Raw genomic sequence first — 21,561 nt, 5'->3', positions numbered from 1 at the left:
GTACCATGTTCAACGGCGTGATTTACAACCACCGACATGGAATGTATACAACATCTTATTTCGAAACATTAACTTTACCAGATAAGTTTTTTCAGAAATCTACATTTACAAATTACAATACTATATCAAGTGCCAACTTTTCTAAAGCAAGAGAAAAGCCCCTTGACCGATTTCTCGATCAAAGGACTCTCTCCATCTTTCAATATCCTAACACACTATTTGAGCATTATAAACATTTCATAATGCTCAGGCATCAATACTTAGAAAAAACCTACTAAATAGCCTAGCACTTATTTAAACGTGTCTTGATACAACACATCGCCATCTCTGCTCAAAATTATATCCACCGTACGTTCGGGATATTTCTCTTTTAGCTGATCAGCATACCCTTTAGCTGTTTCCTCACCTTTTACAAATTCTTTGAATTTAATATGTGCATTGACATATTTATTCTCTCCAACCGTCTCCAGCTGAATAATCGCATCTTCTACATTTTCGTCTTTAGAAATTTCATCCGCTGTCTCTTTTTCTACAGATAGCTCTGTCGTTCCTGATGCATCTGACTGCTCTGCTTCTTCATCTGGTTTGTCTGCATCATCCTGCTTCTCTGGTTTCACCTGCTCTGTCGAATCGTCTGCAGGTTTATCATTTGTTCCCTCATCTTTTTGATCATTAGCCGAACAGCCTATTAACAGTATGCTCAGAAATAGGCCCATACTTAGAATCTTTAGTTTCCCCATCCGAATCAATCCTTTCTGAATTTGTGATAGGTGTTAGTGTAACATGTTTGGGAAGGAAATACAGGCACCAAGTCCCCCACAATTCAGAAACAATTCTAGTAAGACTACTAAATACCTCAACGTTCTACAACGTACCTTCCTTTAATTCAGCCAGACAATTTTCGACATATGCCTTTATAGTTTTCTTCATGGGTGGAGGAAAAACTGTGGGAAGTGTATCGGTAGCGGGGAAAGCAAAATCAGCAGACGGCTGCTGTCCAGCGTAGATTGGAAATGAACTAAAAGGATGAACGGAACCGTTCCATTTCAGCTATTGGATAAGCTTGCTGGCATGTCTATGATTCAGCGGTCTTTGATCAGCGAGGTGTGCTTTGCGGAAAAGTGGAGCAACCGAACACAAGTGAAATTAATCCGCATTGCGAGAACGCTGTCAGACCTGCAGACGCTAGTGGGTGGTGCCTGTAGTGGGTGGTGCCTGTGTGCCACACAATTCAGACACAGTTCTGTGTGAAGTCCTCATTATAAGCTTCTTCACAGTTTGAAAGGACAATTGCACATTATCACGAAATGTCGATCCAGTTGTACTTATGATTCCAGTTGGATAGTAACAAGATATTCTGTATCTGCCTTATAATTTCTAATTAACTATTAATCACTTCACGCAAAAATTCTATCGCCCCCAATCAATTTGGTAAATAACACCAATATTTTGTTGAGAGGCAAAGATTCTATGATATTATTAACTATGGATAAATAGAAAAGGAGTATACGAACATGAAAAGTAAATTAATTAAATCACTCGTTGTTGTACTTATAGTCAGCGTTATATCCGTATCGTCTATTGGATACGTACAAAGCAAAAGCATCGAATTTACAGATGTACCAAAACACAGAGCATATTACGAGGCCGTTATCAGTTTATCTTCAAGAGGATATATCAGCGGTTATCCAGACGGCACCTTCCGCCCTGCAGCAAACGTGACACGCGGACAGGCAGCAAAAATCATAGCAAACGTTTTACAGCTGGATACTCAAAAAGTGAAAAATCCGGGATTTATAGATATTTCAACTGCTCACCAATACTATGGACATATTGCTGCTTTAGTAGAAGCCGGGGTAATCAGTGGCTATGAAGATCAGACTTTTAAACCGAATCAATCCATGACAAGAGCCCATATGTCAAAAATGATTATCAAAGGATTTAATTTTGAAGAAGCCGATAAAAATGCAATGTCGCCATTTACAGATGTGTCGAGTAAGCAATGGTTCGCCCCTTATGTTGAATCATTGCGGATTCTTAATATCACAACAGGCACTACACCGACAACATACTCTCCAGGCGAATTGGTTACCCGCAGCCAGCTTGCATCATTTGTCACCAGAAGTGAAAAAGTTAAGTCACCAGATACACCTGTAATACCTGAACCCTCCGAAGAACCTGATTTTGTAATTGATTCAATTAAATAAGATTTTACTAGGAAACTAACATCATAGTATTAGTGAAATTACGTTGACAATCTTAGCCTGACAGCAGACTACGATTGTTTTTACTAAATATTTTTTGTTCCACTCTTAAATCAAAATTGTCTTTAGGAGACTGTGCTATGAAAAATAAATTACACGCATTGCTATTTCTATCATTAGCTCTATTCTTATTACCGGCACCTACTTTTGCCAATCCTGATGTACTAAAAGAAGTCCGTCAGCTGATCACTACTGATTACGTAGATTCAGTTCCGGAAGACGTGCTGAATAAACCAGAGGTCTCCGAAATTCTAAAAGAATTGGATCCTTACACAGTCTATATGACAAAAAATGAATTCGAACAATTTATGAATGGCATTGAGCAACGCATTGTCGGTATCGGCGTAGTATTGGAAGAGCATGAGCTGGGAGTTCAGATTCTCTCAGTTGTGCCGGGTGCACCTGCTGAGCAGGCGGGAATTTTAGCAGGTGATATCATTACGCATGCGAATGGTGATTCACTCGCAGGAAAATCTGTGCAAGCCGCCATTCCTTTTATTAGCGGGCCGGCTGATACGTCAGTTACTTTAACACTCGTACGCCCTTCCGCAGATACATTCAAAAAAGTATTGAAGCGGCAAGAAATACAGCTTGTGAACGTGGAAAGTAGGATGCTCGGTGGCAATATAGGCTATATTCGTCTGCATAGCTTTTCGAACGATGCAGCACTGAATATACAAAAGGCTATTCAGCAAATGCCCAATGCTGACAGCTGGATCTTAGATTTACGCGATAATGGTGGCGGGTATGTCGGAGCTGCCCAGCAAGTGATGGGTTTATTTCCTCAAATGAAGCAGGCATTTCAACTGAGGTCACGGGATAAGACGGAAACCTTCCCAGTCATCAAACAGCCACACCAATTTCAAGCACCTGTTGCATTGCTCGTTAATGGCTACAGCGCTAGCGCATCAGAAATGGTAGCCGGCTCTGTGAAAGAACGCAAAGCTGCTACGCTGTTTGGTCAAACTACTTATGGAAAAGGCACAATGCAAACTATGTACCAACTTTCAGATGACAGCGTGTTGAAAATGACCATTGCCCGCTTTCTTACTCCCGGGGCAAGAACAATCGACCAAGTGGGCGTAGCTCCTGACGTGGTGACAGATGAAGGAGAAGAACTTCAAGCTGCACATAAACAGCAGCTCATTAATCGATTACCAGGCTATAAGAAATTGCCTGCATTGGAAAATGTACCAGTCACCAAGACTTTTCGTGTAGAAATGAATATGCCGATGCAGTCAGATTTGGTAAAAGATGCTGTACAGCTTATTGAATTAGGTGGAAAAGCACAAGCAATTACAGTAGAAAGAACAAACCAGTCAACAATTACAGTAAAGCCAGTACAATCTTTAAAACCCGGGGCTTCCTATACTTTAGTTATACATCCCACTTGGAAAAACTTGCAGTCAAAGCCATTGAAACAGGGTGTTTATGTAAACGTAACTGTTAGAAATTAATATACTAAACAATCCAGCCGGGATATTCTCCGGCTGGATTGTTTGCTTATAAAACTAGTATTTACGGATGCTCCAGCATTCTTTGTCTTGCAGTTTATAATAAAGATGTCAGACTAGAGCAATTCTACTGTGCGTAATAGTACATACCTGCCAAATCACCACCGTACAGTTATTACGAGAAATAATGAGCTACTGCATATCATTTTTCATATATACATCTGCACGTAAAAATAAATTAGGCCTCTTCACAAGATTCTACTGTAAAATGCTAAGATACTTCTCCTATTTATTGTTGATATCCTTTTCAATGAACAACTGACTAACGTATTATCATCCATCTCAAAATCCATTCCACTTATCACAGCCACTTGATTCACATGAATAGAATACTGCTCATTTGAACGTTCATACATATAGACTATCACCTGGATCATGGACGATATAATCTGATTTGAATCAATACTATAAATTTAGGTATCTCATAATATGATTCATTTAGATGCAGACAATACTCGCCAGAATACATCAGAACTTCTTATTTAAGTTCAGTTAGTTTTGCTGAGTCCATCCGTTTAAAGAAAGATGATATATGCGATCTTTTCAGACTGGATGAAGCATTATAGGATGACAGTGATGTTGCATTAGTTAATTGATGCTCTGCTAGGAAATTATAAGCACCGTTAAGATCTTTTGGTCCTCCTTGGCTCATAGACAGGACTTGTGCAACAGTCCCTCTTGAAATCGGATTACTGCGAGCATCTTTATTTTTATAACCGTTCAAAGGAAAGTTATACTTTTTCAAAGCAATATAAGCGCCTTCAAGATTAAAAACAGTTGAATTCTTATCCAATGACGTATTTAAGTTGAAGTATTTGGACAGAACTGAAACAAATTGTCCTTCTGTTAATGTACTTTCAGGCTTGAATGATCCACCTTCATAACCGCGAATCAAGCCTTTTTTAATTGCCCAAATTACTTCACTATGTGCTCCGTGACTAGTTTTCATATCGCTGATCACTGGAGTAAAACGATTAGATAAATTGTAAAACTGAATATTTTCTATTTCATCTACTCGTATATTTTCATTGCTTGTATAAAAAATACTCATTTGGCTAGTTCGCTTTGTTAATAGCTCAATTCCATCAATATAGAAATTGCCCCTGCCGCTATTACCCTTCCATTCAACATTGTGCGTCTTTCCAGACTCGAAGACTGCTGGCAACAAGGAAATGGATGTGAATTCATAATCTTCAAATCCATCAGTATATAAATCATTTAAAACAACAGATTGAATACTGGTTTGATAGGGTATAGTCAACTCACTCCAATAACGATACATGCTTAATGCTTTGTTGCTGTCTAAACTTGAAAAGTTAATGTAACTTGCCTTTTCAATAGTAGGTCCGACAAATTGTTTGACGGCTCGCTGAAGTTCACGAAAGTGCAGATTCTTTGTTGATTTATTTTCCGGAAAAATTGCTCCCGCTGAAACTTTAGGTGAATAAGATACAACAAGTCCATCACTTGTAACGAGAATATTTGTTGATCGTTCATCATATTCTCCTACAATGAAGTTTTTGTACTTTTCTTTTACAGTAAATTCCCCATTAACTTGCATGCTGAGATCAGCTTTAGTGTCAGCATATATATAGGCGGAAAATCCTGCATGATCTAATAAATAAGAATATACATAAGGACTTAATTCTGCTTCATTTTCTGACCACCAGTCTGTAGGTGAAGAAGCGTCAGCAACGTTCATACTTTGTATGGAAAACGTAAATAGTAATAAAACTGATAAAAACATTTTTTTCATTCATAACTCTCCTTTATACTTATATTTCTTACTAGTATAAAGTACATGAGTAATTACTTATAGAGGATAAAGCACTTTTTAGATTCTAAATTACTAGACGCTCGAGGTGTAAAGTCCTGATATTTGATAGGTAGAATTATTATACTTCATTGTTTTTCAAATTACGTAAAGTAATTACATAAAGTATGGAGCTTATTCGTCAATATTACAGAAAGTATAAAAAGAATACATTTCAATGACATTCTTCACAGTTTCACGAATCAAGTTTAAATTTATCTTTAGCGGTAATACTAGTAATATGGTTGGTTAGCCTTGAATATTTAATTATAAAATAGTATAAAAAAGGGTACTTGACAATCGACTGCCAAGTACCCTTCTCTTAATTTTCTACTGGTTTTCAATCCATTATATCGGAACATGGTACATTCTTTAGAACCAGCATATTCATAAATAATGTAGAAATATTTCTGTGCCTACTATTTTAATTCACAACATAGTTTTCATATGTTTTTTTACAGCACTCTATCTATTGAAAATATTTGCTTCATACATAAACTCTATAAATTCTTCTGAACTACTATTAGGATTATTACAATGGATAACAGCACAAAACTACGCCTATGTTAACTTGGCGTCCATCGGTTTTATGTATTGTCAATTATTGATGCTGCCGTCTGATATTAAGGTTTTTATAACAGATCAAGAAACTCTTTACGGTGCCTATGTCATGTTAGCTTAATGAAACGGTTTGGCATAGACTCTCTTTTTCTTTAACCTATTGAGCCCATCATTCAAGTGAATGGTGGGCTGCTGATTAAACGAAAACTGTTTGCTAATTATTACTGCGTATAACGTAACTACTCCACTTGCGGTCAAATTCTATCAAATTCCATGAAAGAAATATTTGTATGTTCGTTCTGACTGTATATCACTTTGCTGAGAAATCGCCCCCAATCTTATTGTTCATTTTTTCTCTGTCATTATAAATGAAGAAGTTACGTAGAAAAAAAAGAATCCCCCGACCGATTTCTCGATCAGAAGACTCTCCTCTTTAATTAGTCGGAATAGCGTGCGGATTTTGCACTTCACAGGAATCTATTATTTTTTGATTTTTATTCAAATACTCCTTGATACAACACATCACCGTTCCTGCTTAAAATAATATCGACTATACGATCAGGATATTGTTCTTTGAGTTGATCAGCGTATTCTTCTGCTGTTTCCTCGCCTTTGACAACTTCCTTAAATTTTATATGTGCATTCACATATTCATTCTCTCCAACCGTTTCCAGCTGAATAATTGCATCCTCTACATTATCATCTTTAGCAATTTCATCAGCTGTTTCTTTTTCCACAGATAACTCTGTCGTTCCTGATTCATCTGATTTCTTCTCATCTTTTTCATTTGATTTTTCCTTCTCGTCTTTCGATTCTGGTGTCACCTGCTCAGTCGAACCTTCCTCCAATTCATCATTTTTCTCTTCATATTTTTGATTATCAGAAGCACAGCCAATTAAGAGTATACTCATAAATAAGACCATACTAAGAATCCTGAATTTACCCAAATTAATCAATCCTTTCTATCATTGTAATAGGGGTTATCGTATCATATTTTCAGCGTATCCGCATTTATATTGGTAAGTATATAGCCGTAGCTATCAGTAATAATTCACTTAGTACTTGGTATCAGCACGAACATAATTTAACAAACAGAAAAAGAGCCTCTTGATCAATTTCCCGATCAAAAGGCCCTTTATTTCGTCCCAAGCTCCGTTTTAAGAATTGAATTTAAATTGTTTGGCAGCCAGGTGGTGTTTTACATACATCTTGATTAAAGATGTTTATACACATTTTCTATCGAATAATCTTCAAAACTTTCATACCAATCCTGGATAAAACCAGGGATAGAATTCTTGTATGACGGATCATCAGTATAAAACTTAATTCTCATATCCCCTACAACAGTTGCCACATATAAATGGCCTTTCGGGTTCCATCCGATTACGCTGTTTACATCCCAATACATGCCACGTAAAAACCCTTGCTTCCCCCAGATATCACCTATGTTATAATCACCGCTTACAATGTGCATACTTTCTACAATTACGGCATAATCTTCACCAGTTAGTCTCTTTATTTTCATATCTAAATCAGACGATACAATTTCAAGAGAGCTCAGGTCTTTTGGCGGGAATTTCGAAATTTCAGTATCATTTAGATATTCGCCGCCGAATGATACTCCTGCCCCACCATGAATAGAACAGCCCGGACTTTGTGTAATCTGTAATTTTTGTTCTGAAAGTGTCATCTCCAGCTTACACAACTCACCGTATTCAGTCGTAGAGAATTTCGCTTTATTACCGGAAATCAATGCTTTTCCTTCGATAAAACCTGCTCTTGTTCCACTGCTAGCAGTCAAAGAAAATTCAAAGGAGTTATTACGAACACTTTCAATTGTAAGATATCCCTTTTCATTGTGTATAGTTCTTTCCCAGTTGCCTGACCAGACAAGCGGCTTATTGACTTCTCCCGGTCTCTTGGACGGGTCTATTGCGCGGACTAAGAATGATGCGAAATGTGAACGTGTTACAGACTGCTTCGGCTTAAAAGAACCGTCACTGAAGCCTGTAGTAATCTGATTTGCCGCTAAACTGTCTATGTATGCGTATGCCCAATATGAAGCAGTTACATCCGTAAAGTCTGTTTTTTTATTTCCTTTCAGATCAAATGCATTCGTCAAAGCCCGTGCCATTGATTCCCGGGTAATATAACTGCCGGGATTAAAGTGCCCGCCTACAGGAAATAGTCCAGCATTTGCGGCAATCGCTATTTCCCTGTACGCTCCATCTTTTTCAGGTACGTCCTGATACCCCGGATGAACCGTTGCCCCTTCAGTCAATCCCAGCGCACGCACCAACATCACAGCAGCCTGCCGGTTAGTTACCGGATTATTAGGGCCGAATGTTCCGTCCTCATATCCTTTAATAATCTGCAAGTCAACTAAATAATTGATGTTCCCATAATTACTATGGTTGTAGGGTACATCCTTAAACGATGCCGCATTTACTGTTGGGACAATAAGCAGAGCTAGTGCAAACAAAGTAATCATGGATAGTAATAATCGCTTATACATAAAACTCACTCCTTTTTACTTATCATACCACAGATATGGGTAATAAGAACTCCTTTTTTCAAAAAATCAACAACTGGAACGGCTCCTATTCAGAAACTATTGCCTTATACTGTCGTCAAATCAAACACCAGGTCCTAATTGTGTGGGAACGCGGTGCCTGCATTCAGTGTATCATCAGGATGATTGGAAATGGCTTCGCGTTGTAAGTTCCGTATTTGATGGATATTCCGTAAGAGTGGTCTCTTGCAAATACGACTTTTCCAGATTCTATAGCATTGTTAGCATCTGCTATGAAATCGTCGAGCGACATTCCTGATTTGTGAGCTTTTAACATATTACCGACCGCACTCCGGTTTTGTTCGTTTCGAAGAATGAGAATTCGTAACCTGTTTTAATGAAGGTACCGACGTTGTAAAAGCTGTGCTCTAACTAAAATAGTAATTTTATAAACTACTTTGTATTCAAATTTTCCTTCTTTTCGTTTTTTTTAGATAGTATATTTAATTGCGAGAGGACCTGGTGTATTCGGTATTTAGTAACAAATGAAAAAAAGACTCCTGACCGATTTCTCGATCAGAAGACTCATGCTAGTTTTTTAATTGTGCTGGATCTTGTACTAGTTCCGCTAAACAGCTCAAATTCCCCACTCAATTGGCCGAACTATTTACCTGTAACTTCCTTTATATTGTTAGCACCCGCCATTTTAAATCCTCCACTAATATAATCGTAATAAATAAAGAATAATGTGCCATCATATATTTCCCCTGTTTTAATGGTCCAGTCTAGTATCTTAACAAATTCTTCTGAAGTTACGTTTATCATCTTTGCCCTATTTTCAAAAAACTGTTGATTATCGTCATCAACACCCATTGTTCCGCGTAAACCCATTCCTGTAACATATCCACCCAATTTCTTTTCTTTTAACATGGCATTTACTAGCTTATAAAGTTGTTCCTTATTATTTTTCTCATGTACTTTCGCCACATATCCCGGTGGTCTTGGTACATCTTCGGCCGGGATATCATGGTAACTAACCGGATTTATCCAAATGGGTCTGGCTATATGGTTAATATCTAAGTTCATCGCTCTGTGCATAAATACAGCATAGTGTTCCCTAGATAGATCTTCTTCCGGCTTAAAATTACCTTTATCTCCAGTTGTTACACCATTGGAATACAAAGCCCGAATATCATCCTTATAAGGATGGCTTGGAGGTACATCTTTAAAGTCGTATTTCGCTTTCACTTTTAAATCGAAAGCAACCACTAAAATTCTTGCCATTTCTGCTCTTGTTAATGCTTTATTCGGATTAAAGTTTCCCCTACTGTCTGGCATAAATAAACCAGCTTGCTGTAACTTTTTCACATCATCAAAGCTTGGATTACTTTTCGGCATATCTTTAAATTCATAGAATTCATAGGTAGTTGGCAACGAATCTCCTTGTAACCGACTAATCAATGCTGCCGCATGTTTACGTGTAATTTTTACGTGCGGCTTAAACGTTCCATCTTGATAGCCATTAATGATACCTTTACTGGCCATATTATTGATGATATCATAATAAAAATTGTATTCTGTTACATCACTAAATACATTGTCTTGTGAACGCTCAACAGCAGAAACAGGTATGGATGATGTAACTACTAGTGCGATAGTAATTACTGCTGAATAAAGTAGTAATAGTATTTTCCTCATATTAGTTTCTCTCCTTTTATAGTTCATACATACTGTTCATACTACTTGAAAAATATTATTTGTCTACCCTAATTTGAATGGAGTACCAGGTCCCCGTACAATTCGGCATCTATTCCAACTGCCTGCCACAAAATTCATCCCCAAAAATCCCATCAACTTGCTCATCCATACAAAATTTCACATAGGCATCTGCTGACTTCTCCATTGGCGGAGGAAGTAGCTCAGGAAGCATACCTGTTTTAAGAAAAGGTAAATCTGTTGCTGGGCGCTTTTGGGCATATACGGGAAATGAACTGAAGTAATAGTCAGCAAGGTCTGTTACCATAGGGGTATTTGTTTCAATAGGATTTCTGTGGATGTAGCGGCTGATATAGAGAAGGCTGTGTGGATCTTCAGCTGATTTGGAAAAATAGCGCTGCTGATAGATAGTTCCGACATAGCGATAGCGTTTGCAATAGTAATCACTGTATCTTCGGTTGATCTGCCGCATAATTCTTGCCAGTTCATCTTCTGATTGAATAAGAAGATGATAATGATTAGACATGATACAAAATGCTGCGACGGAAAAGCGGAAATCTTGTAAAGCCTGGCTGATGATACGTATTAAGTGATACATATCCTCATCCGTCTTAAATATATAATGTCGATTATTGCCACGCATAACAACGTGGTAGTATACATTCGGCCGCCAATCACGCTTTCTTCTCGGCAATTTCATTCACCTCCTGAAAAAACTTGTTCCTGAAGCCCGGTCGGCATCCGCTTCCAGCTGATTGCTTCAGCAATAGCTGAATCAGTCATTTCTCTGCTTCCCTGCAGATCTGAAAGCGTTCTTGCAATGCGGATTAACTTTACCTGCGTTCGGTTGCTCCACTTCTGTGAAAAACATACATTGCTGACCAATTTCCTCTGATCCGAAGACATCTCTGCCAGGCTATCCAACAGCTGAAAAGAAACAGAGCCGTTTAGAAAGTGCCTGCCATAGCGTTCCTTCTGTAACAATCTTGCTCCGCGCACTCTTTCTTTAATATCGGCAGAAGTTTCCAATGATGCATTTTCCTGCAGGCCGCTGCTTTTCAGTGACAGCACAAAGTCCAGGCGGTCAAGAATCGGTCCAGACACTTTCAGCTGATAGTTGCGGACTTGTTTTGGTGAGCAGGTACAATAGCGTTCATGAGAACCAAAATATCCACACGGGCAGGGATTCGTCGCTGCAATGAATAGAAAAGAAGAAGGATAGCTGACCGTTTGCTTCACCCGGCTGATCGTCACCTCGCCCCTTTCCATAGGCTGCCGCAGCATATCAAGCGTCTTACGGGAAAACTCGCCCAGCTCGTCCAAAAACAGAATGCCGTGGTGTGCCAAAGAGATTTCTCCGGGCTTAGGATACGTTCCACCTCCAATCAATGAAATGGCAGAAGAGGAATGATGCGGCTGGCGATACGGTGGCCGCAACGACAGTCCTTGCTTCTCCCGGGCAAGATGAAAGAGACTGTAAACTTCAAGCGCGTCTTCTTGAGTCATATCAGGCAGAATTGAAGAAAATGCACTTGCAAGCATACTCTTCCCGCAACCTGGCGGACCAACCAGCAGCGTATGATGACCTCCAGCCGCTGCAATCTCCAATGCACGTTTTGCCTGCTGCTGACCGCGAATAGTGGAAAATTCTATTTCTGGCATCTCCTCCTGTGACCCTGCTTCCTCAATTAGTGGGCTCAAAGAAGATTCAATCAGTAAGGATGTCTGGCCGCGAAGATGGTCAATCAATGTTTTCACAGTCGGCAACGGAATCAATTCCACTCCTTTTGTATAGTGAAGAAACGAAACATCAACCGGCGGAAGATAAATGCATTTAAACCCGAGCTTCAGCGCCTGTTGAATTGCTGGCAATATCCCGTGAAACGGCACCAATTCACCATGCAGTGAAAGTGAAGCAATAATACATATATCATCCGTGAGCAGCAACGGCTCGTCCGACAGCTCTTGATAAACTGCCAGCAGCATCGCTCCGTCGAATCCCGTGCCGCTTTTCCGCATATCTGCAGGCGAGAGGTGAATCGTGACCTTTTTCATCGACAAATCAAAATTCATTTGATGCAGACAACTCAACACTCGCTCCTTTGACTCTTTAATACTCAGATCAGGTAACCCTATGATGACACACTGCTCTTTATCCACGCGTACATCAGCCTCTACACGAATCCGTTCTCCTTTAAGACCCTGTAAGCCTACACTCATTACCGATGAAGACATGTAATCACATCCGATTCTTATGGTACATTCATCATAAGAAGATACAATGGGAACGTCAAAACAGTAAAAATGAATTTTGACTTGTGAACTATCTTTATATACCGGTAAATGATGGTTTTTAAAATGGTTTTTCAGTCTTATAGCGGATTAAAACTTATTTTTAGATATATTATCATGATAGCCAAAAAAGTTAAATTTAAAATCCCGAATTTTACTAACTACCTTTTAATAATAAAGAAAATAGTTTCTTATAATTACTATATTTTCCAACAAAATAGGATCCGCTCTCGAATGTCAAAACTTAAAAAGCCCTCGATCGATTACTCGATCAAAGGACTCATCTATGTTTCACTATCAAAGAGAATCATCTTAGTAGTATTTGGTTTTTGTAGCGCAACCGCGTCGTTTCTCACATTTCCATGACTCGATATAAAAATGTTGAGAGAGCCGCACGGGAAATTTCTTTCTTAGGTCCAAAATCTTTCAACTGATCAGTAATTCCAAGGTTTGCCAATACTTGAACGTTTGGCTGATGATCTCTTGATACATTTTTAAGATTGATGGACACGTGATCCATCTCTAACGAATCTAAGCCATATGCTCGTACTAATACACTTGCCATCTGCTCGCGATTAGTATATTTAGATGTGCCAAATTGTCTCTTATTGCTTCCTGGAATCGCACTCCCATTAAAGATTCCTGCCTTTGTTGCGGTTGCAATGTAAGGTGCGAATGAATGGTCTTTCGATACGTCCGCATAGATGCTGATAATTGATTCCATTTCCGTCCCGCTGACGAGTTCTAAGCCCCGTGCATTGACAATCATTTTTGCAATGTGCCCACGGCTTGCAGATTTCCATGGTGAAAAGTATCCATCAAATCCGCTGACAATATTATGGTCCACCATATACTTGATACCATCATAATGTCCCATACCTTCTTTGACATCCTTAAATAAAAGATTTACCTTTTTTGTACTTTTACCTTGTCTGTCAAATTTTACTTTCCACTCACCCGCCTGACCGTAAAATTTATCCGCATCTTTTTGGATGTTAATTGGAAGGATCAATTCTTTTAGTAATGTTGGGATTGTTACTTTGAGTGTGTATTCTCCATTGGTAATAGGATAATGAATAGTTTGATAGACATGCTGATAAGTATATCCATCTATTATTTCTTTCTCTCTGTTACTTGTAAGAAATACTTTCCCATCTTTTTCTAACTCTATTTGATAATCGAAGTCTTTGTCATTATTAAATTCTACTACTAAATTACTATCGTCTTCATAGGCGATGAAATATACATCTGTAACGTCTACTTCTTCCATTGTGGTAAATGACCATTCTCTAGAAATATCTTCTTGAAGTCCTTTAACGTTCGCATATGCATCTACTGTTACATTATAAGTTTGACGCAGTTCCAACTCTTCTTTTGGAATGATAAAAAGCAAGTTATGGTTTGGATCCAACTCTGGTGTGACATTATAAGAAGGGATCACTTTTCCTGATGCATCCTTAAGTACAGCTTTTTCTACGACCAAATCGCCTTTACCAAAGTAAAGATAACTAATTGGGTAGCCCACTGTTGCAAATGATGAATTGGAGATGTTCCAAAAACGAAGCGGATTCGGAGTTTCCAGAGCCAGCCAGCTCGTTTTAGTATTTTTTTGGTTTGGATATGGATACGTCACCACTTCATGTTCTTTTGCGACAACTGGAGTCATTGCTTTGTCCGCATAATTCACCACTAAGTGTCCATTGGGATTATATCCGGTTCCCGTTTCTGTATAGATAGGACTTATAATTGGAATTCGATGATAAGGGGCGTCAAACAATGAATTAATCCCATCGATGCCTGTTTGCGCACCGAAAGTAATTCCTTCAGCATAACTGTACCCTTTATACCCAAAGTATCTGCCTCTGTCCCCTGGTCTTACCCCAGTATAGCCAATTCCATTTTCATTTTGACCATGACCGAGTTCCTTATTTAAATAAAGATAATTCGCATGTGATTGGCTTGCTCTTTGAAGAAGGATATTTTTATCGAAAAGAGGTAATCCTACCTTCGATCGATACTCATTCATTTTCCACATTGCATCATCTTGTACCTGGTTCATCGTATTATTGAGTTCTGGTAATTTTATAACCTTTTCTTCATTATTTGCAAAAACAATTTGCACGGACAGCAAAGAGTACAGTAATACAGTAACTACTGGAACAAACACAAACCTTTTCATTATTCACACTCCCAATTCCTAGTTATCAAACTTCATTCAATAGGATTATTTCCGTTTTTCAATCGCGATCTCTTCTGACTAAACAAAGAGGTTTGTCTTTTCATCCTCTCCTATGAACGCCGTCCCTGTCTATTAATCAAAAGACGATTCCATTTAATCTCTTTCAATCATATACTTTTATTCATTATACGTATACTACATAAGTAACAACAAATCAATAAATTATTCAATAACTGTCACGATAATCATATTTCTCTCTTCACTCATTAAACTCGATTAAACAACAAAACAAATATTAGGAGAAACGTTTATTCCTATAATTAAAAATATCAACCTAGGCTTGCTAGCTCAATTTGATAGCTGCATTTCATTTCTAAAAAAACAGAAAAGAGCCTCCCGACCAATTTCTCGATCAGAAGACCCTCTCCTTCGTTCCTCACTCATTCATCAGAATTGTATCTGAATTGTGTGAGGACCTGGTACCTGCCCTTAACTTGCTAGCTGCATTTCATTTCTAAAAAACAGAAAAGAGCCTCCCGACCGATTTCTCGATCAGAAGACTCTCTCCGTCGTTCCTCACTCACTTGTCAGAATTGTATCTGAATTGTGCGGGGACCTGGTACCTGTACTTTTCACCCGTTTGGCAGGTTGTTGTTTCTTCTCTCAGACTTCCTCCTTCACCATCGACCATGTCAACTGCTCTGTTTTCTTTCCATACTGATTCTTCATAGATTAACCGTCCAATAGAAATAGCCCTACCTCTGTTTGTAGAAGTAGGGCTTTGATGATTGGTATTCAGGATTATAATAATGGTTCAACGTCAAATGTTGGGGTGACAACTATTCTATCACGTCACCCTAAGTGAACCCCGATTTCTTGATACTTGATACTTGATATTTAATAAGATTTTAGCCCGAAAGTGATCGAAGCGGCGATAGCCATAGGCATTGCGCTTCATCACTTTTGTTTTATTATTAATGCCTTCCAAAAAGCCATTTGAGTAGGGAAAAATAAAGCTGTTAAGAATCTCTACCTGCCAATTCTTAAAGGTCTTCATGGCTTTCTGAAAAGCAGGAATCTGACTGCTTTCTACCTGTTGATAAAAGGCTTCCAGCCTTCTTTTCACTTCTGCAACATCTTCTGTCTTCTTCGCCTGATCAAACCACTCGCAGTAGGCTTCCTTTAGTTCATATGCTTTCCGCAGCTCTTCTGACATGCTTAGATACCGATCACGATACCAGCGCTCCCGATCTGTCAGTTTCTCTGCACGCTTATACAAAACGTGACGCATTCGTTTACACTTTTTCCGATCATATGGATGCCATTCCTTTTGTACGTCTCTTCGAACTGCATCGAGCGCCCAATAAACATAACGGCAGTAATGGAAACGGTCAGCCACGATCACTGGTCGTCCCAAGGCTTTCTTCACAGCGGCTTTGAAACTGTGATTCATATCCATGACAACCAACTCTACCTCATCACCATGTTGGCGCAGATAGTCGACAATTGTTTCTTTTTTACGATTCGGTAAAATATCAAGCGGCTCACGCGTCTTGGCATCCGCGATAATGAGCTGAAACTTCCCTGCATCTGTATCGCCTTTATATTCATCAATCGCAATGGCTTTTGGCAGTCTCACTCCCTGGACCATTTGTTCTCTCGCAACCCGCTGAAAACGCCGAATGATCGTTGAACTGGAAGTTCCTAATGTTTCTCCTGCTTCTTTAAAAGTTTTTGCCTTGATGGATCGGATTTGGGCTACTTGATTCCACTCTTTTGAATAGCGCTGATATTTTTCAATAAATGAAGCCTTCTCAGAAAAGCGTTTTCCACAAGCACATGCATAACGGCGGCGCTTGTAAAAGAGACAGGTTAATCGCTCGAACCACTTTAAATGCTTAATTTTCTGCAGGCGATAATCATGTACTTTCTCTGTGAAAGACCCGCAACTTGGACACCGATGACGCTTTTTAGGAAGAGAGATATGTAGAATCGTGCGGTCCCCCTGTTCCTCCACTTTTTCAATGAGTACATCTTTTAATCCTGGAATATTCATGGTAAAATTCATATGCACGTATCACCTTTCACTTTTACTTGTTTATAGACAATTCAAGTATAAAAGAAATCGGTGATCACGTGCATTTTTTATGCAAATTGTTTGGATACCCCAACAAATATTATAGAACCATAATATATAGCTGAAAGTGAAGTAAATACGGAGAAAAGGAAAAAAGCCTCCCGACCGATTTCTCGATCAGAAGACTCTCTCCGTCGTTCCTCACTCACTTGTCAGAATCGTATCTGAATTGTGTGGCGACCTGGTAATTGTTTTTAACTTTTAAATTAGTTAGTTACTGTAATTCCTGCTGTTACTCCAGAAGCAGGGTCTGCTGCTGTTACAGCTGGAATATTAAGTGTTAATGTCTTATCAGCTGATTTAGCTACTGCAATTTTAATAGCAGAAGTTTTAGCAGCTTCTGAATTTGTAGCAGTACCACTTGTAGCTGTTACTGTATATACGCCACTTGATTCTGCAACAGTATAAGTGATGCCATTAATAACTACTGTTGATTGTACACCACTAGTTACTGGATCTAAATCTACATCGCCAATAGCTGCTGTATGATTGAAGTTATTTGTCAAAGTAAACTTATTATCAGCAGGAGTGTTTGTAGTTGCTGTTACAACTTCATCTACAGCAATAAATTTAGCAGTTGTAGATTGGTTAGTTGTTACACCATTCAATCCACCGTTATAAACAGTGACTGTTGAAGCAACATCAGCATCAAAGTCAGCTGAACCAGTGATAGCAATTGTAGCTTGTGTGTTAGAAACACGTGTAACTGTCCCTACTGTATAACCAGTTGGTAGACCACTAACATCGATAAAGTCTTCTGCATTAGGTGTGAAAATTGTACCTGTAGCAGTTAGTGTTAACGTTGTAGTTGCACCTTCAGTAACATCTGCTACTGATAGATACTGCGATTGGCCAGTTCCTCCCGGATTTCCTGGAGTAGCTGTCTTATCTTGATTCTTCGTAATAACAATCGTATCAGCATAAGCCGTATTACCTTCAAGGTAAGAAACCATTAATGCGTTGTCCGACTTAATATTCTGAAGACCAGAGATTCCAACGTTTTTAACTTCAATTACTTGACCAAGCTCATCTTTGATAACTTCATAAACTGTTAAGCCAGTTGCTGGTACTTTAACTTTCGTATCGTCAGCAAATGTGATTGTGTTTCCATCAACTGATTTTTCATTAGTAGTGTCGATTGATTTAGCAACTGCTGCATTTTCCTTAGCGATTGTAACTACTTCATCATTTTCTTTATTAAGCGTTACTGTTACGATGTCGCCTTCAGTTACGCCTGCTGCAGTAATGTTAGCTTTACTCAATACGTAAGATTTAGCAACTCCACCTTCAGTTGTAGATGCTAATTTAATATCAGCTACATATAAAGAATTATCTTTATTCCAGTTGATTTCTTGAACAACCATCTCAGCAGTTTTGGTTTCAGGAGATGTCTTGACATCAGCTTTATCCACTACAACATAAGCTACGTCTGCATTATTGTAATAGAAATCATACTTTGAAATTTCAGTTGCTGACTTAGTTACCTCACCCCAAGTTGATGCTTTAACATCATCTCCATCTACGATAAATACAGGAGTGCTTGACTTCACTTGTTTACTTCCATTTGCAGCAGTTGGAAGTGTTTTAACTGTCATATCTTTCAAAGCTGTTGCCACAACTTCTTTGGTAGCTGGGGCATGATTAATACCAATTACATTACCATCTTTATCACGTGTCAATGAAATCACAGTATCTTTAAGAATTACTTCCGATCCGTCATCAACACCTGGCGTTGTATCATCGAAGTCATAACTAGAGATTTTATGATCCGTTACTACTCCTGTAGCTGCTGCTTTCGTAGTATAGAATAATTCTCCGTCTCCATTAATTTTGAAACCTGTTACTGCTACATTATCAGTAGAATTAATTGCAGATGCTAAAGTTCCAACTGCATGTGGATCTTTACCTACTGTATAAACTTGACCACCGTGTACAACAGTCTGTAATTTAGATGCATTAATTTTAGCTTCTTTTGTTTCACCTTTATCATTAATTGTCTTGACATAACCCAATGTGTTAACAGTTTCTTTGAACGTATCAGAGTTAGTCAATGCATAATCATAAGTAGTGAATTTTTGAACTTCTGCCACATCACCTGTTACTACACGTAAAGTACCTGTACGGTCAACATGCAAAGTAACAGGCTTTTTAGAGGCCTGGAATGCTTCCAATGCGTCTTTGTCAAGATCAGCATAAACATTTCCTACTACATATTTACCAGCGATAGGATAGTTTTTACCGTTAACTTTAAATGCATTAGAATAAATATTCGTAATTTCACCTGTTACCGTGCCATTGTAAACTTCTGCATACTTATAACCGTTGTTGTAGTAAACTACATCATCCGCTTTAAGATCAGCTACAGTGATAGTTTTGCCATTCTTTACAAGTGTGTAATCTTTAAGATTATACTCTGAAGCATTTCCTTTTACTACATTACCTTCTACTGATTTAACAACAATCGGTGCAGCGAATGTATCAACTACTACAATATTGCGTACTTGACTTTGAGCATCTAGTACAACTTTAGCTGATGCATATGTTTGACCATCTGTTAACTCAGATACCTTTACATAACCAGCGCTAGTCAACACAACTTGGTTAACATCGCGGTCAGCGATTCGGTATTCTTTATCTTCACTAAGTAGTTTTACAAATGTACCTGTAGTTCGCTTTTCAATCTTTACAGCATCGTATTTAGTTGTTAATTCAACAGCTTCAATACGTGTGATTTTTCCATCTTTATCAGACCAAACGTTCACGTCCTGACCAACTAAAGATTCGAAATCAATCGCGATTGATTCTGGAACCACTAGTGTTGCAGCGCCGTTAAATGTTAATGTACGAGCTGCTTTATTGTAACCTGTTACAGCAACAGCTTCACTAAAGTTGGGAACTTGGAAGTTAGCAGAAACAACTTTTCCGCCTTGAGTAACTGATAAAGTATACTCTCTACCTGGAGTTAAGATATTTGTTGTAGAAGCATCACCAAGCAATGTTACTTGTGCAGACATACCATCAGCTGACAGACGAACACTTTCTACGCCGTAAGCTTGTTGAGATGCAGTTGCGCGAACTGTGATTTCTGATGGGTCTAGTGAAGTTACTTTTTTACTGAATTGAACATTGATGTACTTACCTTTCAAATCAATAGTCTCAACTTTAGTAACTGCAAACTCTGCTACATAGTTCACACCGTTAACTGTCCAAGCATCTGTTGCATTAACTGTTAATGGAGTCTTGAATGTGAATGTTGCTGAAGTAGCACCTTTTTTGACAGTAGTCGGATTTACTTCATAAGTATTACCAGCACCATCTTTAACAGTTACTGTTTGATCTTCTAAATCAGTATCTGCTTCTTTAATTCCAACCGTAACATCTGTAGCAGTAATCGCCGTTACCGACTCAACCTTTACATCCGTAACTCCAGGTACTTCAGGCTTAGATGGGAACTTGTCTCCAAGAACAACCATAGTGTTATGAAGGAATGTAGCGAAATGAACACGTTGAACGTTGTTCTTCGGCTTGAATTCGTTAACTGTAGAAATTTCCAAAGCATTCAAAGCTTTGATTGCTTCTTGTGCTTCAGTCTTAGCATTTGCAATATCAGATACAGAGTCTGATTTTCCGCCAGCTAATTCTACTAACGTTTTATCGCCCATTGCTTTAGCAGCACGGTCTAGTACTAGTGCCATGTTCTCACGAGTGATCTTACCTGCTGAGTTCAATACACCTTCATTTCCTTTGAATACGCCAGCGTCATAAACTACTGCTGCGTTTTTCAAAAGGTCGTTGTCAGGGAATGAAACAGGAAGGTCTGAGAAACGCTTCTTTTTATTCCAGTCTGCCGGGTAGCTTGCTTTACCAGACTCTACTAGGTAACGTCCTAGTAATTTAACTACTTGACCGCGAGTGATGCTTGCACCCGGATCGAATTTCGTATCAGAAACGCCATTGATGATGCCTCTGTCTACTAGTGCTGCTACTTGCTCCTGTGTGTGCTGATCGTAGCCTTTCATGTCCGTGAATTTGTTATCTGCCGCGAATGCAACTGGTGCTACTGCTGATGCTACTAGTGCAGCTGAAGCAGCCCCTACTACAAACTTGCGATATTTCGTTGGTTGGTTAGCCATTGAATAATTTCCTCCTCTTAGGTATCTCTGTTTTGTGCCGATTTACTACCTATGTATGAAAGTAGTAGGCATTACACAGTAAATTATAGATAATACTGTTCTGAATGTCAATCAAATTTCAAAAAGTTTGCTAGTTTTACAGCAAACCTCGACAAAACCTTTTTTGCCGCAACTTCTATTCTACTGATATTTTCTGAAGATGCAAGTATTTGGTAATGAATTTTTGAAATAGGGTATTTTGTCTTCTTTGGAAAAGAAGACAAAAAAAGACTTGAACAGATGGGAACTGTTCAAGCCTTTTTTGTGCGGTCAACCAACCGTAACGCTTCGCGTGGCATTTGCTATATACTAAGAGAAAACTATCCTTACACTTCCGTATTTTATCATTAAGTTTACTAGATTTCAAGATGCGATTAGTAGATTATTTTTAATATTGAACT

General features: G+C 38.6%; 13 protein-coding genes. 3 read left to right on the top strand and 10 right to left on the bottom strand.

Annotation, left to right across the window (positions count from 1 at the left end):
• Positions 1-290 precede the first annotated feature (290 nt).
• Complete coding sequence (locus Q1J64_RS03540; RefSeq protein ID WP_301107713.1) at positions 291-740, bottom strand: hypothetical protein; 450 nt, start codon at positions 738-740, stop codon at positions 291-293.
• Between the two features lie 286 nt (positions 741-1,026).
• Between Q1J64_RS03540 and Q1J64_RS16650 the strand changes: the two genes are divergently transcribed.
• The 3 genes from Q1J64_RS16650 to Q1J64_RS03530 all read left to right on the top strand — a co-directional run bounded on the left by Q1J64_RS16650 (position 1,027) and on the right by Q1J64_RS03530 (position 3,721).
• Positions 1,027-1,251 carry a hypothetical protein gene (locus Q1J64_RS16650; protein WP_367183391.1) on the top strand — a complete coding sequence of 75 codons (225 nt, stop codon included), beginning with the start codon at positions 1,027-1,029 and terminating at the stop codon, positions 1,249-1,251.
• A gap of 263 nt (positions 1,252-1,514) precedes the next feature.
• Positions 1,515-2,207 carry an S-layer homology domain-containing protein gene (locus Q1J64_RS03535; RefSeq protein ID WP_301107712.1) on the top strand — a complete coding sequence of 231 codons (693 nt, stop codon included), beginning with the start codon at positions 1,515-1,517 and terminating at the stop codon, positions 2,205-2,207.
• Positions 2,208-2,344: 137 nt separating this feature from the next.
• Positions 2,345-3,721: a S41 family peptidase gene (locus Q1J64_RS03530; RefSeq protein WP_301107711.1), complete on the top strand. Its 1,377-nt coding sequence runs from the start codon at positions 2,345-2,347 to the stop codon at positions 3,719-3,721.
• 535 nt (positions 3,722-4,256) lie between these two features.
• On the opposite strand, the gene Q1J64_RS03525 is transcribed toward Q1J64_RS03530, so the two are convergent.
• The 9 genes from Q1J64_RS03525 to Q1J64_RS03485 all read right to left on the bottom strand — a co-directional run bounded on the left by Q1J64_RS03525 (position 4,257) and on the right by Q1J64_RS03485 (position 21,121).
• Positions 4,257-5,534, bottom strand: coding sequence for an S-layer homology domain-containing protein (locus Q1J64_RS03525; protein ID WP_301107710.1), 1,278 nt, complete (start codon positions 5,532-5,534; stop codon positions 4,257-4,259).
• Between the two features lie 1,112 nt (positions 5,535-6,646).
• Positions 6,647-7,063: a hypothetical protein gene (locus tag Q1J64_RS03520; protein ID WP_301107709.1), complete on the bottom strand. Its 417-nt coding sequence runs from the start codon at positions 7,061-7,063 to the stop codon at positions 6,647-6,649.
• A 302-nt stretch (positions 7,064-7,365) separates the two neighbouring features.
• Positions 7,366-8,667, bottom strand: coding sequence for an S-layer homology domain-containing protein (locus Q1J64_RS03515; RefSeq protein ID WP_301107708.1), 1,302 nt, complete (start codon positions 8,665-8,667; stop codon positions 7,366-7,368).
• Between the two features lie 660 nt (positions 8,668-9,327).
• Complete coding sequence (locus tag Q1J64_RS03510; RefSeq protein ID WP_301107707.1) at positions 9,328-10,362, bottom strand: S-layer homology domain-containing protein; 1,035 nt, start codon at positions 10,360-10,362, stop codon at positions 9,328-9,330.
• A 109-nt stretch (positions 10,363-10,471) separates the two neighbouring features.
• Positions 10,472-11,074 (bottom strand): transposase, encoded by a 603-nt coding sequence (locus Q1J64_RS03505; protein ID WP_301107706.1) that lies wholly within the window; start codon positions 11,072-11,074, stop codon positions 10,472-10,474.
• Between the two features lie 2 nt (positions 11,075-11,076).
• Positions 11,077-12,615: a YifB family Mg chelatase-like AAA ATPase gene (locus tag Q1J64_RS03500; protein WP_301107705.1), complete on the bottom strand. Its 1,539-nt coding sequence runs from the start codon at positions 12,613-12,615 to the stop codon at positions 11,077-11,079.
• 409 nt (positions 12,616-13,024) lie between these two features.
• On the bottom strand, positions 13,025-14,851 hold the full coding sequence (locus Q1J64_RS03495) for a CAP and S-layer homology domain-containing protein (RefSeq protein WP_301107704.1): 1,827 nt from the start codon (positions 14,849-14,851) through the stop codon (positions 13,025-13,027).
• Positions 14,852-15,698: 847 nt separating this feature from the next.
• Entirely contained in the window at positions 15,699-16,919 is a 1,221-nt protein-coding gene (locus Q1J64_RS03490) for an ISL3 family transposase (RefSeq protein WP_301107703.1), read from the bottom strand.
• Between the two features lie 275 nt (positions 16,920-17,194).
• Positions 17,195-21,121 carry an S-layer homology domain-containing protein gene (locus Q1J64_RS03485; protein ID WP_301107702.1) on the bottom strand — a complete coding sequence of 1,309 codons (3,927 nt, stop codon included), beginning with the start codon at positions 21,119-21,121 and terminating at the stop codon, positions 17,195-17,197.
• Between the last annotated feature and the right edge of the window lie 440 nt (positions 21,122-21,561).

The organism is Sporosarcina sp. (assembly GCF_029257255.1).
Taxonomy (GTDB): domain Bacteria; phylum Bacillota; class Bacilli; order Bacillales_A; family Planococcaceae; genus Sporosarcina.
This window is presented reverse-complemented; position numbering and strand designations above follow the sequence as displayed.

What these genes read in the sequence shown, in the direction of transcription:
- Q1J64_RS03540 (WP_301107713.1), bottom strand. Translation starts at nt 740, where the DNA reads ATGGGGAAACTAAAGATTCTAAGTATGGGCCTATTTCTGAGCATACTG.
- Q1J64_RS16650 (WP_367183391.1), top strand. Translation starts at nt 1,027, where the DNA reads ATGAACGGAACCGTTCCATTTCAGCTATTGGATAAGCTTGCTGGCATG.
- Q1J64_RS03535 (WP_301107712.1), top strand. Translation starts at nt 1,515, where the DNA reads ATGAAAAGTAAATTAATTAAATCACTCGTTGTTGTACTTATAGTCAGC.
- Q1J64_RS03530 (WP_301107711.1), top strand. Translation starts at nt 2,345, where the DNA reads ATGAAAAATAAATTACACGCATTGCTATTTCTATCATTAGCTCTATTC.
- Q1J64_RS03525 (WP_301107710.1), bottom strand. Translation starts at nt 5,534, where the DNA reads ATGAAAAAAATGTTTTTATCAGTTTTATTACTATTTACGTTTTCCATA.
- Q1J64_RS03520 (WP_301107709.1), bottom strand. Translation starts at nt 7,063, where the DNA reads ATGAGTATACTCTTAATTGGCTGTGCTTCTGATAATCAAAAATATGAA.
- Q1J64_RS03515 (WP_301107708.1), bottom strand. Translation starts at nt 8,667, where the DNA reads ATGTATAAGCGATTATTACTATCCATGATTACTTTGTTTGCACTAGCT.
- Q1J64_RS03510 (WP_301107707.1), bottom strand. Translation starts at nt 10,362, where the DNA reads ATGAGGAAAATACTATTACTACTTTATTCAGCAGTAATTACTATCGCA.
- Q1J64_RS03500 (WP_301107705.1), bottom strand. Translation starts at nt 12,615, where the DNA reads ATGTCTTCATCGGTAATGAGTGTAGGCTTACAGGGTCTTAAAGGAGAA.
- Q1J64_RS03495 (WP_301107704.1), bottom strand. Translation starts at nt 14,851, where the DNA reads ATGAAAAGGTTTGTGTTTGTTCCAGTAGTTACTGTATTACTGTACTCT.
- Q1J64_RS03490 (WP_301107703.1), bottom strand. Translation starts at nt 16,919, where the DNA reads ATGAATTTTACCATGAATATTCCAGGATTAAAAGATGTACTCATTGAA.
- Q1J64_RS03485 (WP_301107702.1), bottom strand. Translation starts at nt 21,121, where the DNA reads ATGGCTAACCAACCAACGAAATATCGCAAGTTTGTAGTAGGGGCTGCT.